Source organism: Nonomuraea monospora, from assembly GCF_039531895.1.
Lineage (GTDB): Bacteria > Actinomycetota > Actinomycetes > Streptosporangiales > Streptosporangiaceae > Nonomuraea > Nonomuraea monospora.
Window position 1 is genome coordinate 134,766 of the sequence record NZ_BAAAQX010000023.1, and the last position, 13,839, is coordinate 148,604.

The following is a 13,839-nucleotide window of genomic DNA, read 5'->3' on the forward strand; positions in this document are numbered from 1 at the left end:
GGCGGGTGATCAGGCGCGCTTGAGCCTCAGGGTCACCAGCTCGAACGGCCGCAGCGTCACCGGGATCTCACCTCCCTGGGCGCGCGGCTCGCCCGTTGGCCGCTCCAGCAGGTCCGTCGTGACGACCTGCGCGACCGGGAACGCGGCACGCAGGGTCGCCCCGGCCCGGCCGCCGCGCGACTCGTGGAAGCGGACGATCACGTCGCCGCTCTCGTCGTCGGCCAGCTTCACCGCCGTCACCACCACGGCGTCGTCGTCCACCGTGACCAGCGGCTCGACCGTGCCCGCGCCGGGCACGCGGCGTTCGGGCAGGTTGATGAAGTACCCCTCGCGGACCGCGTCGCCGATCGCCGCGCCCGGCACCAGCGCGTGCCGGAAGCGGTGCGTGCCCTGGTCGGTCTCCGGGTCGGGGAAGCGCGGGGCGCGCAGCAGCGAGACGCGCAGCGTCGTGGTCGTGCCGTGCTCGTCCACCTCGCGGGTCACGTCGTGGCCGTAGGTGGAGTCGTTGACCACCGCCACGCCCCAGCCCGGCTCCTCCACGTGCACGAAACGGTGGTTGCACGCCTCGAACTTGGCCGCCTCCCAGCTCGTGTTCGTGTGGGTGGCGCGGAAGGAGTGGCCGTACTGGCTCTCGGCGGCGTACCGGTCGGCGCGCACGTCCAGCGGGAAGGCCAGCTTGAGGAACTTCTCCGTCTCGTGCCAGTCGACCTCGGTGCCGATCTCCAGCCGTCCGCCGGTGACCGTGAGCCGCTGCGTCACCGACGACGCGCCGAACGAGCGCTCGACCACCACGCCGTCGCCCTCCAGCCGGACGTCGCGCGCCTCGGTGAGGTCGGTGACCGTGTGGCGGTAGAACTCGTCCACGTCCCAGGCGTCCCACTTGTTCGGGAAGTCCTGGTGGAGCTGGAGCAGGTTCGCCGCGCGTCCCGGCGCGACCGTCTCCCTGCCCGCCCGCAGGTCGAAGGCCGACACGACCAGCCCGCGCCCGTCGATCCCCACCCTGATCAGCTCGTCCTCCAGGACGAAGCCGCCGCCCTCGCGGGCGCGCGCCACCGCGGCGGACGGCCTGGCAGCGGGCGCAGCGCCGCCCGCGGGGACGCCGTCGCGGGCGTGCGGGGCGCCGTTGAACGTCAGCTCGCCCGGACCGTCCCCCGTCAGCGCCCGCTGGGCGCCGTCGATGATCTCGTTCAGCTCGCCCGCCACGATCTCGTACGTCCTGCGCGCCTCCCGATGCACCCACGCGATCGACGACCCCGGCAGGATGTCGTGGAACTGGTGCAGCAGCACCGTCTTCCAGATCCGGTCGAGCCGCTCGTACGGGTAAGGGTGGCCCGCCCGCACCGCCGCCGTCGCGGCCCACAGCTCGGCCTCGCGCAGCAGCGACTCGCTGCGCCGGTTGCCCTGCTTGGTCTTGGCCTGGCTGGTCAGCGTGGCGCGGTGCAGCTCCAGGTACAGCTCGCCGACCCACACCGGCGGCTGCGGATACTCGGCCTCTGCCTTGGCGAAGAACTCCGCCGGCGTCTCCCAGGTGACCTTGGGCGAGCCCTCCAGGTCGCGCACCCTGGCCGCCTTGGCCACCATCTCCCGCGTCGTGCCGCCGCCGCCGTCGCCCCACCCCGTCGGGGCCAGGGAGTGGCGGGCCACGCCCTTGTCCTTGAAGTTGCGCGCCGCGTGCGCCAGCTCCCCGCCCCGCATCGAGCAGTTGTAGGTGTCGACCGGCGGGAAGTGCGTGAAGATCCGCGTCCCGTCGATGCCCTCCCACAGGAACGTGTGGTGCGGGAACGTGTTCGTCTGGCTCCACGAGATCTTCTGCGTGAGCAGCCGCTTCGACCCGGCCGCCTTGATGATCTGCGGCAGCCCGGCCGCGAACCCGAACGTGTCCGGCAGCCACACCTCCTCGTTGTCCACGCCGAACTCGTCGATGAAGAACCGCTTGCCGTGCACGAACTGCCGGGCCATCGCCTCCGAGCCCGGCATGTTCGTGTCGGACTCCACCCACATGCCGCCCGCCGGGACGAACCTGCCCGCCGCCACCGCCTTGGTCACCTTCGCCCACACCTCGGGCCGGTGCTCCTTCACCCACGCCCATTGCTGGGCCTGCGACATCGCGAACACGAAGTCCGGCTCGTCCTCCAGCAGCGCCGTCATGTTGGACGTCGTACGGGCCACCTTGCGCACCGTCTCACGCAGCGGCCACAACCACGCCGAGTCGATGTGCGCGTGCCCGACCGCGCTGATCCGGTGCGCCGACGGCACGGCCGGCGAGGCCAGCACCCCGGCCAGCTCCGCCCTGGCCGCCGTCGCCGTACCGCCGACGTCCTGCAGATCCACCGCGTCCAGCGCCCGCTCCACGGCGCGCAGCAGCTCCCAGCGGCGGGCACTGTCGACCGGCAGCTCCAGCATCAGCTCGCCCAGCACCTCCAGGTCCATCACCAGGTCCCACACCGTCCTGTCGAAGACGGCCAGGTCCATGCGGGTCAGCAGGTACAGCGGATCGCCGCCCGCCGTCGCCTTGTCGCCCATCGCCGTCGGACGGAACTCGTTGTGACCCAGAATGATCGGGTTCGACGCGGCCTCAATGTGCAGCCGCACCTCCTCGCCGCCCTCGACCGGCTCGCCGATCCGCACCCACTGGTTGCGCGGGTTGAGCCCCTTCACCGGCGTGCCGTCGGGCCGGTAGACCAGCCCCTCGCACTGGAAGCCCGGTTTGTCCGCGTCGAAGCCGAGATCCAGGATCGCCTCCACGTTCCGGCCGCTCCACTCCATCGGGACGGTGCCGGTGACGGTGAACCAGCTCGTACCCCACGGCCTGCCCCACGCCCGGCCCACCGCGATCGGCTCCGGCACGGCCGCCAGCCCCTCCGCCACCGGCACCGGCTCGTCGGGCGCATGCCAGACGGCCACCTCCAGGGGGACGGACTCGGGGTAGATCGCCGGGCGGATCCGCTCGTCCAGAACGCGCTTGAGCCGGGCTTCGACCAGGTTGCGGTCGTCATGCATCAGGGAGGGCTCCTCATCGGTCAGGCAGTGAGTCAGGCAGTGGCCAACAGCACGTTAGGCACGCTGTCGGCGCGAGGGCAATGGATCAAACGGTCGTACGGCAGGGATGTGTCCCTTAACGGGGATAGTTGAAAGGCGTACGTTTGACGCATGGCTGCGACCCCGGAAACGGTGCACTGGCGCGGCGTGCACCACCTCGCCCTGGTGACCTCGGACATGGACGCCACCGTGCGCTTCTGGCACGGCGTGCTCGACGCCCGCCTCGTCACCACCCTCGCCGTCCCCGCGTTCAAGCACTACTTCTTCGAAGTGGGCACGGGCAACACCGTCGCCTTCTTCGAATACACCGACCAGGAGCTCGACAGCTTCGCCAAACCGGCCGGCGTGCCGTACGCGAAGGCGGCGCAGTTCGACCACCTGGCGCTGCACCTGCCGGACGAGGACGCGCTGCTGCGGCTGCGCGACCGGCTCAAGGCGCACGGCTGCGAGGTGACGGACGTCATCGACCACGGCTTCCTGCGCTCCATCTACTTCAGCGACCCGAACGGCATCGCGCTGGAGGCCTCCTGGTGGACCGTCGACCCGACGGGCCGCCCGGTGGACTACTTCGACGAGCGGCTGTTCGCCGACCCCGACCCGGTGCCGGCCGTGCGGGAGCTGCGCGACGACGGCCGGCTGCACCACACGGTGGCCACCCGGCTGGTGGACGGCATCGTCGAGGACCTGCGGCGCGAGGGCATCACCCTGGACTGAGTCGCGGGCGAGGCCGCGCACGTCAAGCCGACAGGCAGGCGTGCAAGGCCTCGGCGAAGGCGGCCGGCTGGCGTAGGTAGCCGACGTGGTCGCCGGGCAGCTCCACGGCGTACCTGCCCAGGTGCCCGGCCACGGCCAGCGTGGTGCGGTGGAAGAGTGTGCCCTGGTCCTCGGCCCCGTACGCCACCACCAGGGGAGCCTCCCGCAGCGCCGCCGCGTCCGGAAGGTAACGGCTGAAGGCGCGCAGCTCGTGGCGCAGGTTCGGCTCGGCGTTGGCCGCGATCCTGGTCAGCATGTCGCGCAGCCACTCCGGCAGGCCGGGACCGGGCGGGCCGGGGGCCGCCATGCCGGTCTCCTCGCCCATCAGGCGCATGGCGGGCCCGGCGCCCTCGCGTTCGAACCGGTCGAGCGCCTCGGCCGTCATGAGGCGCCAGCGTTCGGCGTCCGGCAGCAGCTCGTAGACGGGAGGCTCGTGCGCCACGAGCCGCCGCACCCGCTCAGGACGGCGGGCCAGCAGGTCGAAGGCGATCAGCGCGCCCGCGTGGGTGGCGAAGAGGCAGGCGGGGGCGGGCCCGGCGGCGTCGAGGAGGTGGAGGGCGTCGGAGGCGTGCTGTTCGACGGGATGTCCGCCGAAGGGCTGTGACAGGGGGCTGCGGGAGTAGCCGCGCCGGTCGTAGGTGATGACGGTGTAGCGGGCGGACAGGATCTCGGCCAGCGGGGCGGCCATGGCCGGGTCGGTGCTGCCGCCGAGCATCACCAGGAGCACCGGCCCTGAGCCACGGACCTCGTAGTAGAGCCTGGCGCCGGGAACGTCGAGCATTCCTGTGTCCATGGTGGGATCACTGTAAACGGGGCGTGTTCGTTAGCCAACTCACGCGTGGCGGATTTACGACAAGTCTGGATGTAGCCACCCAAAAAAGATAGACACCGCCAGCTCAGGGTGACTAGGAATTCGGTATTCGTGCTTACCGATGCTCTGGAGGTCGTCCATGCGTGGCTTAAGGCGGGGGATGGTGATGGCCGTCGTGGCGGCCATGGCGGCCTCGCCGCTCTCGGTTCCCGGCGCGTACGCCGCTACCGCTGCGGCGGTGGCGTTCACGGCGGAGGCGGACGGCGGCGAGATCACCCTGATCACCGGTGACCGGGTGCTGGTGCGGGCCGTGGACGGCGAGCACAGCACGGTGACGGTCACCCCCGCGCCCAGGGCCGACGGTTCCGTGCCGACGTTCCAGGTGCTGGAGACCGGGCGCGGCACGACGGTCATCCCCGACGACGTCGCCGCCCTGGTGCCCGAGCGGCTCGACACCGAGCTGTTCAACGTGACGGCCCTGGCCGAGCAGGGTTACGGGGCGGCCATCCCGCTGATCCTCACGTACGCCTCGCCGAACGCCACCAAGGCCGCGCTGCCGGGCGTCGAGCAGGTGCGCACGCTGGAGAGCATCGGCGGCGCGGGCGTGCGGGTGGCGGCGAAGGACGCGGCGGCGTTCGGCGCGGAGCTGGCCAAGCTGGCCGCCCCGGCGGCGCAGCGGGCCGCGGCGCCGCTGGCCGGGGTGGCGAAGGTCTGGCTGGACCGCGAGGTGCGGCCGGTGCTGGAGGAGAGCCTGCCGCAGATCGGCGCGCCCGAGGCGTGGGCCGCCGGCTACGACGGCGCGGGCACCACCGTGGCGGTGCTCGACACCGGCATGGACGCCGCCCACGCCGACCTGGCCGGCAAGGTCGCCGACCAGCGCGACTTCACCGGCGAGAACACCACGGGCGACCCGCACGGCCACGGCACCCACGTGGCGGGCACGGCGTCCGGCGTGGCGCCCGGCGTGAAGCTGCTCAACGGGCGGGTGCTGGGCGCCGACGGCTACGGCCAGCTCTCCTGGATCATCGACGGCATGGAGTGGGCGGCCGGCGAGAAGCACGCCGAGGTCGTCAACCTGAGCCTGGGCGGCCAGGAGGCGGGCGGCCCGCTCACCGAGGCGGTCACCCGGCTCACCGAGCAGTACGGGACGCTGTTCGTGGTGGCCGCGGGCAATGACGGCTGCGACGCGTGCGTGGGCACCCCCGGCGACGCCCCCGAGGCGCTGACCGTCGGCGCGGTCGACAAGCAGGACCACCTCGCCCCGTTCTCCAGCAGGGGCCCGGTCGTGGCCGACCAGGCCGTCAAGCCCGACGTCACCGCGCCCGGCGTGGACATCACCGCAGCCAAGGCGGGCGGCGGCCGGGTCGCGATGTCCGGCACGTCGATGGCCACCCCGCACGTCGCGGGCGCGGCGGCGCTGCTGCGCCAGGCCCGCCCCGGCATCGCCGCGAACGAGCTGAAGTCCCTGCTCATGGCGACCGCCGAGCCGGGCGGCGACATCCCGGTGGACGCGCAGGGCGCGGGCCGCATCGACGTGGCCGCCGCGGTCAAGGGCACGGTGGTGGCCTCGGCGGGCTCGCTGAACTTCGGCCGGCTCACCACCGGCGAGCAGAAGACGCTCACCATCGGCTACCGCAACCTCGGCCAGACCCCCGCCGAGCTGCCGCTGACCGCCGGTGACGCGTTCACCGTCGAGCCGGCCACGCTCACCGTCCCGGCGGGCGGCACCGCAGAGGCGAAGGTCACGCTGAAGGCGGGCGAGGAGGGCCTGCTGCGCCAGGAGTTGACGGCGGCGGGCGTCCGCACGCTGCTGACCGCGAGCGTCCAGGAGAAGCTGGTCGAGCTGCGCGTACGCGGCATCGCCAGGGACGGCCGCACCGGCCGGGGCGGCTTCACCGTGCTGAACCTGGACGAGGGCACCCTGGTCGGCCGCCTGCTCCCCGGCGACCCCGCCCAGCCGTGCACCGACGCCAAGTACGGCTCGGGCACCTGCCTGCTGGTCAAGCCGGGCACGTACTCGGTGCTCGGCCACATCTTCACCATGCCGGCCACGCAGGACAGCACCACCGGCGGCAAGCCGCTGCACGAGAGCCTCGTCGGCGACCCGGAGCTGCGGATCACCGGGAACACCGAGGTCGTGCTGGACGCCCGCAAGGCCGTCGAGGTCAAGGTCGAGACGCCCGACCACGAGACGAAGCGCAACACCGGAGCCGCCGCCGCCCTCATGTGGTATCGGGCGGGCGAGCAGGGGACGGCGCTGCGCGGCGGCACCACGATCACGCCCGGCGGGCAGGTCGAGGAGCGCCTGTTCGTCCAGCCGACGAAGAAGGTCACCAAGGGCACGTTCGTGGTCTCCACCCGCTGGCGGCTCAAGGCCCCGGAGATCGCCTTCTCCACGCTCGGGCTCGACCTGAACCCCGAGTATGTGGACCCGGTCATGTTTAGCGACTTCGCCACCGAGTACCCGCGCCTGGACGGCACCCGCCTGCTCCTGGCCGTGGACGCCGGCCGGGGCAGCGCCGGTGAGCTGAAGGGCCGCGACCTGCGCGGCAAGCTCGCCGTCATCCGCCGCACCGAGGGAGTCGCGGTCTCCGCCCAGGCGAACGCCGCCGCCGCGGCCGGCGCCGCCATGGTGGCCGTCTACAGCGACCGGCCCGGCTCCGACGTCACCACCGGCGGCGGCGGAGTCAAGCTGGCCGTGCCGACCGTGCGGCTGACCCACGAGGAGGGGCTCAAGCTCCTCGAACGGCTGCGCCGCCTGCCGGTGCCGATCGTCGCCAAGGGCATCGTGGCCAGCCCGTACGTGTACGACCTGCTGCTGCGCGAGCAGGGCAGGGTGCGCGACTCGCTGACGTACACGGTGCGCGCCAGGTCGCAGGCCAGGGTCGAGACCGGCTACCACAGCCAGCTCGCCGACGACGTGACGGTCAACGAGGCCCGCTACGTCTTCGAGCCGTGGGACCAGGTGTCGATCTCCACGAACCATCCCATGGCGCACGTGCCGCGCACCCGCGTGGACTACGTCACCCCTGATCCTGACCTGCGCTGGAGCACGTCGGCGGTGACGCCGGAGCGCCCCTACAACAACCTGTGGCCGCGCGAGGACGTCTTCAGGATGGGCGTCGCGGCGCCGGAGATGCGCTCGTACGAGGCGGGGGAGCGGGTCAGCCGCACCGTGTTCAAGCAGCCGCTGCTGCCCGGCGTCAACCCGCGCAACCCGCTGCGCAGGGAGGGCGACAAGCTGCGGGTGTCGATGCAGGGCTTCGTGGACGCGGGCGGCAACTACGGCGAGGCCTACACGAGCCTGTTCGAGCACGGCCTGAAGACCGACTTCCGGCTCTACCAGGGCGAAACGCTGCTCTGGCAGACGAACTACCTGCCCGCCGGGTCGGGCACGCTGGCACCGGAGAAGGCGGCGTACCGGATCGAGTACGACGTGGCGAACGAGTCGCCGTGGGCGAAGCTGTCCACCCGCACCCGCGGCGTGTGGACGTTCGCCTCGCAGCGGGAGACCGCAGTGATCCCGCTGCTGGTGGCCTCGTTCGACGCGCCGGTGGACCTGACGAACCAGGCCAGGTCCCGCACGCTCGACCTGAGCGTGCGCCACCAGGAGGGCGCTGAGCGCAGCGCGATCGAGGACGTCTCGCTGGAGGTGTCGTACGACGACGGCGCCACCTGGAAGCCGGCCCGCCTGCGTGACAGGGGCGAGGGAGCCTACCGGGCGACGCTCGACCGGGCCCGCTCCGGCTTCGTCTCGCTGCGGCTCAACGCCTCCGACGTGAACGGCAACACCGTGACGCAGGAGGTGATCCGCGCCTACGCCGTCCGCTGAACGCCGTGCAGGAGGGTGTCGATCACCTTCTTCGCCACCGCGTCAGCGTCCTGACCTGGGGGAGTGCCGCCGTGCGCGGCCTCCCCCAGCAGTGCGAGATAGACCTGCCTGGCCCAGACGAGGTCGGCGCCGGGCCCCAGCAGTTTCGAGAAGACCTCCTCGCACAACCCCATCACCTCCGCCTGCACGGCCTGGGCCTGCGCGCTGAGGGGGATCTGCCTGGCCAGAGTGAAGCGCCAGGCGGGCTTGATCTGCAGGATGCCGGCCGTGGCCTGGTGCAGCGCGACCAGCGGGGGAGCGGTGTGCGGGCGGGCGGCGTGCACCGCGTCGAGGATCTCCTGCCAGGCGGTCACCTCCATGGCCTCGATCAGCGCCTCCCTGCTGGCGAACCTGCGGTGGACGGTGGCCCTGGCGACGCCGGCCGCCTCCGCGATCTGCTCCATCGTGGCCACCGGGCTGGCGCTCAGCACGTCTTCCGCCGCCGCCATGATCGCGCGCATGCTGCGCTCGGCGTCGGCCCGCAGTCTTCCCATGGGAAGGAACGTTACCGCCTGGAAGTGAGACAAAGTGTTGCAGTTGGATGAGAATCTGCTACTTTCTTGCTCATGAACACCAAGGGAACCGCTCTCGTCACCGGCGCGTCCTCCGGCCTCGGCGCCGAGTTCGCCCGCGCGCTCGCCGCCCGCGGGCACGACCTCGCGCTGGTCGCCAGGTCCGCGCCCGCCCTCCAGGCGCTCGCCGCCGATCTGCGCCGCGACCACGGCGTCCGCGCGGAGGTCATCGTCCAGGACCTGTCCGCGCCCGACGCGGCCACCCGGGTCGCCGAACAGAGCGCCGATCTCGGGCTCACCGTCGATCTGCTCGTCAACAACGCGGGCTTCGGCACCGCCGGCCACTTCGACCGGATCGCCGCCGAACGCGAGCACGACGAGCTCATGGTCAACGTCGTGTCGCTGGTGGGGCTCACGCACGCGTTCCTGCCCGGGATGCTCAGCCGCCGCACCGGCGGCGTGATCAACGTGGGCTCCACGGCCGGGTTCAACGTCGCGCCGTACTTCGCGACCTACGCCGCGTCCAAGACGTTCGTGCTCAACTTCAGCCTCGCCCTGTGGAGCGAGCTGCGCGGCAGCGGCGTGAAGGTGCTCGCCGTCACGCCGGGCCCGGTCGAGACGGCCTTCTTCGACCGCATCGGCACCAGGAAGGCCGCCATCGGCGCCACCCCCGCCACCCCCGTGTCCGTCGTCGCCGACGCCCTGCGGGCCTACGACCGCGACCGGGGCTACGTCGTCCCCGGCCGCGGCAACTTCGCCATGGCCCACCTCATGCCGCGCCGGCCGCGCAAGCTCGTCGCCCTGCTCGGCCGGCGCGTCACCCGGCAGGTGGCCGACGAGCTCACACCCAGCGCGGCCCGGTGAGCGGGCGGCTCCTGCTCCTGTCGATGACCTCCTCCGTCGTCAGCGGAGAGCTGGGATGCCAGGTCAGGCACATCGGCACCCGCGTCTTGGCGAACGCGGCGCCCTCCCGCGCCACGTAGAACTCGCCCGAGCTCAACCGCGAGACGTCCGGCACGTCCCCGCCCTTCGCCCGGGCCATCTCCCTGGCGGCGGTGATCTGGATCGGCGCGTTCAGCAGGCCGAAGAACTGCGTGGCCGAGTTGCCCGGGATGTGGTTGTGCAGGGCCTTGGGCGCCTGAGTGGCGAAGACCAGGCCGAGGCCGTACTTGCGGGCCTGCGACGCGAGCAGCACCGTGCTGCGGGTCGAGGCCGACGGGCCCGTCGCCGGCGCGAACGTCTGCGCCTCGTCCATCACCAGCAACGCCCCCAGCGGCCGGTCCTGAGCCGGATGCCGCTTGAACCAGACGAACAGCTCCATCTGCAACTGGCTCACGAAACTCTGCCGCTGCTCCACCGAGGGCAGCCCGACCAGGCTGATCACCGACACCCGCGCCCGCCTCCCCTCGGGCGGCGTCACCAGCAGGCCAGGATCCACCGGCGTGCCCGCGCCGCCGAACAGCGGATCGTTGTCCATCGCGGCCGTCAGCGACTGCGCCAGCTCGGCGGCGATGCGCGGCGCGTTGGCCAGCTCGCTCACCCCGTCCGGCAGGTCGGACAGCAGCGCCGCGAACCCCTTGAGGCTCGTCGCGCCCCGCCGGCCGTAGTGCGCCAGAGCCTTCCTCAGCACGGCCTGGCCGAGCTGCGCCTTGCCGGTGTTGGCGTCCAGGCGGATCCGCGGCGCGATGAACGCCACCGCTGCCTCGATCGCCTCGGTGAACTCGTCGGGGTCGTCGGCCAGGCCTCTGAAGTCCGGCAGCGGCTGGAACGCCAGCGGGCGGCCGCCCGCTCTGCCGGGGGTCCAGATCACCACGTCGGTGCCGGTCAGGTACGTCTCGGCGCGGCGGGCGTCGTTCTCCATCCAGGTCGTGGGCGGGTGCGGCCAGCGTTCGCCCAGTCTGGCCAGGTCGTTGTTCGGGTCGAGGACGATGGCGGAGACGCCCAGGAGTGCGCACTCCTCGATCAGGCGCCTGATGAGCACCGTCTTGCCGGAACCTGAGCCGGCGAAGATCGTGACGTGCTTTCTGAGCGCCTCCAGGGCCAGGGTCACGGGGGCGCCGTCGGCCGTCCTCCTGCCGATCGTGAGGGACGGCGTGCGCGTCGCGGGGGGCTCGGAACCGGGGTGCGGCGAGCGCGCGTGCGCCGGCTGCGGGCTTCCGGGCGCGGGCGTCGAGCGCGGAGTGGCGGACGGGCCTCCGGGCGCGGACGCCGAGCGCGGGTTGGTGGGCGGGTGCGCGGGTGGCGGTGCCGGGCGCGAGGGCGCGGGCGGGTTGGCGGGTGGGGGAGCGGGTGCCGGGTGCGGGGACGCGGGCGGGGGTGTCGGGTGGGGGCTTCTGGGTGCGGGACGGGGGCCTGCCGGACGGTTTTCCGGAACGCTCCACGCCTCGGCCAGCGCCTCCCGCAGGAACCACACCCCGGACGTCGGCCGGCGTTCGGCCAGCCAGGCCGCCAGGTGCGGCGGGTTCTCCGCGAGCAGCACCTGGAGCGCGGCCAGCACCCGCAGATCCTTCTCGCTCACCGGCAGGGTCCTGCCGCCCGCCTGCTCGAACTCCCGCAGGGCCGCCCGCGTCGCCGCCCCCTGCGACCACGGCGTGTTCCGCAGCAGGAACAGCCGCCGCTTCGGCACCGCCGCGTCCAGCCCCGCCGCCACGGACGCCCGCCGGATCCGGTTCAGCGCCGCGTTGCCGTGCCCGGCGGAGACCGCGCGGAAGGCCCAGTGGATCTCGTCCTCCCTGGACTCGTCGAGGGTGCGGCGCAGCCGCGCGTGCAGCGGCGGCTTCGGGCTCGGCGGCGGATCCACGCCGAACGCCAGGCCGCCCTCCCCCCGCTCGGCGATCCACGCCGACAGCCCGGCGGCCAGCAGCGCGGGCATCGTCGCGTCCTCGGTCGTCTGGTCGAAGCGCGGCGCGGGGCCGCCGTCCCGCAGCTCCGCGAACCGCGCGTCGATCACGCTCAGGTCCCCGGGTGGTGGATGCGCCGCCGGGGTGGCGGGCTCCTGCTCGGCGGCGAAGCCGGTCAGCTCCCTGACCTCCTCGTCCAGCAGGCACGCGCGGACGTGCTGGTCGATGCGCCGGAGCAGCTCGCGCGGGGTGAACCCGGGCGCCTGCTCGAAGGCCTCGGGCCGCACCGGCCACGTCGGGTAGGGCGGTTTGACGCCGGCCTCGCCGTACTGGACCTCGAAGCGCCTGGTGACGATGGCGCGGGCGGTGGCCGCGTCCGGGATGGTCATGAGCTGGACCGCCTGCCTGAAGCGGTCGCGCACCGTGTCCACCGCCACGTTCTCGATCAGCGCCCAGGTGGCGGGGATGCAGGTCACCACGGTCAGCGTCCTGCGGGTGACCTCCCGCAGCGCCATGAGGCCGCCCGCGATGCGCTCGATCATCAGCGCCTCGCCGTGGTCGTGGACGGCCCCGGCGGTCGCGGTCGAGGACTGCGCCACCAGGGGGTCGATCTGGTCCACCGCGATGATCGTCGGCCCGGTGAGGGCCAGCAGGCGGGAGACGTCCCTGACGATCTCCTGAGGCGACCTGCCGAGCTGCCTGATGCCCCACCTGGCGCGCTCGCCGGCCTCCCCCTCCGGCGCCGACGACAGGAAGGCCTCCCCGAGGTCCTGGAGGCCGAGGTCGTCGCCGGCCAGCAGCACCAGGGCGCGCACGGTGTCCTGGCACTCCCGGCCGACCTGGGGCTCCCTGCGGCGCAGCGCCACCACGAACGCGTCCAGCTCCTCCCGGGTGACGGGCCGCTTGCCGGTGATCGCCCGCCTGGCCATGCGGGTCAGGCCGGTCTCCGTGGCCAGCCGGTCGAGGAACAGCGTGAGCTGCGCCTGGCCGTCCGCGCCCCGGCGCGACAGGCTGTCCAGGATCGACACCATGGTGCTCTCCCAGAAGCCCCTGGCGTCCAGCAGCCCCACGAGGACGAAGTAGCCGCCCTGGCTCTGCACCTGCTCACGGACCCAGCCGAGCAGGTGCGTCTTGCCCGTGCCCCGCTGGCCCTGGATCACCACGCCGATCGGGCTGGTCTCCGGACGGTGCGCCGCCTCGGCCAGGCCGTCGCGCAGGATCCTCGTGGAGGCGCCGTGCAGCCCCGCCACGTGGTACGCCGAACGGCGCCACACGTCGTCGGCGCTCTCCGTGTAGTTGAAGGTCAGCGCGGCGAGGTCGGGCACGCCGCCCGTCATGCCGGGCCGATCCACAGCAGGTGCTTGCGCTGGCCGCCGATGAGGACGGCGGCCTCGCGATCGGCGGGCGTGAGCGTCTTCTGGTTCGACTCGGGGACGAGGTTGACGTCCGGGAGGCGTTCCATGCGGGTCAGGGTCTCGTCCACCTGCGCCCTCGGCACGTCCGCGAGGAGCGCGCGCAGGCCGGCCAGCCCCACCCAGGTGCCGGGGCTGCGGGCCAGTTCGGCGTACGCGCCGCGAACGCGCGCCTCCAGGTCGCCCGTCGCCAGGTCGCCCGTCGCCAGGTCGCCTGTCGCCGGGCCGCCCGTCTCGGCGCTTTCGTCGTCCGGCTGGAAGACGTCCGCGAGGCTCTGGTCCGTGCGCCGCATGTAGCGGGGCAGCCAGTCCAGCAGCGCCCGCGCCATCGCCCCTGACGAGCCCGTCTGCGGCGGGATGTTGCCCGTACGCAGGTCCTCCGCCAGCCGCGCCCAGCCGGCGTCGGTGAGCACGTGCAGGAACACCCGGCCGGGCTTCCTGCTCTCGACCAGCTTCAAGGCGTTGAGCCGGTGCCGCTTCTGGCCGTCGATCGTCAGTCTGTGTCGTTGCCTCAGCTCGGTGTTGGAGACCTCACGGGCCTCGACGGCCAGCACTACCAGGGCCGAGAAGTCGGGGAGTGAAAGCCCGTTGTGCGGCATCT

Annotated in this window: 8 protein-coding genes; 3 read left to right on the top strand and 5 right to left on the bottom strand. The window is 72.8% G+C overall.

Features of this window, described 5'->3' with window-relative positions; all coding sequences use genetic code 11:
• Positions 1-9 precede the first annotated feature (9 nt).
• Positions 10-3,000, bottom strand: a complete 2,991-nt coding sequence (locus ABD331_RS36695; RefSeq protein WP_344485500.1) for an alpha-mannosidase — start codon at positions 2,998-3,000, stop codon at positions 10-12.
• Between the two features lie 150 nt (positions 3,001-3,150).
• Between ABD331_RS36695 and ABD331_RS36700 the strand changes: the two genes are divergently transcribed.
• On the top strand, positions 3,151-3,753 hold the full coding sequence (locus tag ABD331_RS36700; protein WP_344485503.1) for a VOC family protein: 603 nt from the start codon (positions 3,151-3,153) through the stop codon (positions 3,751-3,753).
• Between the two features lie 22 nt (positions 3,754-3,775).
• On the opposite strand, the gene ABD331_RS36705 is transcribed toward ABD331_RS36700, so the two are convergent.
• A complete protein-coding gene (locus ABD331_RS36705) occupies positions 3,776-4,585 on the bottom strand; it encodes an alpha/beta fold hydrolase (protein ID WP_344485506.1) in 810 nt (269 codons plus the stop codon).
• Between the two features lie 157 nt (positions 4,586-4,742).
• Here ABD331_RS36705 and ABD331_RS36710 point away from each other — a divergent pair, with 157 nt between their 5' ends.
• Positions 4,743-8,435: a S8 family peptidase gene (locus ABD331_RS36710; RefSeq protein WP_344485509.1), complete on the top strand. Its 3,693-nt coding sequence runs from the start codon at positions 4,743-4,745 to the stop codon at positions 8,433-8,435.
• On the opposite strand, the gene ABD331_RS36715 is transcribed toward ABD331_RS36710, so the two are convergent.
• A complete protein-coding gene (locus ABD331_RS36715; RefSeq protein ID WP_344485512.1) occupies positions 8,420-8,968 on the bottom strand; it encodes a TetR/AcrR family transcriptional regulator in 549 nt (182 codons plus the stop codon). The genes ABD331_RS36710 and ABD331_RS36715 overlap by 16 nt on opposite strands.
• A 72-nt stretch (positions 8,969-9,040) precedes the next feature.
• On the opposite strand from ABD331_RS36715, the gene ABD331_RS36720 reads away from it, so the two are divergent.
• The gene (locus ABD331_RS36720) at positions 9,041-9,850 is read left to right on the top strand and encodes an SDR family NAD(P)-dependent oxidoreductase (protein WP_344485515.1); all 810 of its coding nucleotides are present in this window, start codon (positions 9,041-9,043) and stop codon (positions 9,848-9,850) included.
• Here ABD331_RS36720 and ABD331_RS36725 read toward each other — a convergent pair.
• The gene (locus tag ABD331_RS36725) at positions 9,828-13,178 is read right to left on the bottom strand and encodes a helicase HerA domain-containing protein (RefSeq protein WP_344485518.1); all 3,351 of its coding nucleotides are present in this window, start codon (positions 13,176-13,178) and stop codon (positions 9,828-9,830) included. The genes ABD331_RS36720 and ABD331_RS36725 overlap by 23 nt on opposite strands.
• The gene (locus tag ABD331_RS36730; RefSeq protein WP_344485521.1) at positions 13,160-13,837 is read right to left on the bottom strand and encodes a hypothetical protein; all 678 of its coding nucleotides are present in this window, start codon (positions 13,835-13,837) and stop codon (positions 13,160-13,162) included. Before ABD331_RS36730 ends, ABD331_RS36725 begins: the two co-directional genes overlap by 19 nt.
• Positions 13,838-13,839 lie beyond the last annotated feature (2 nt).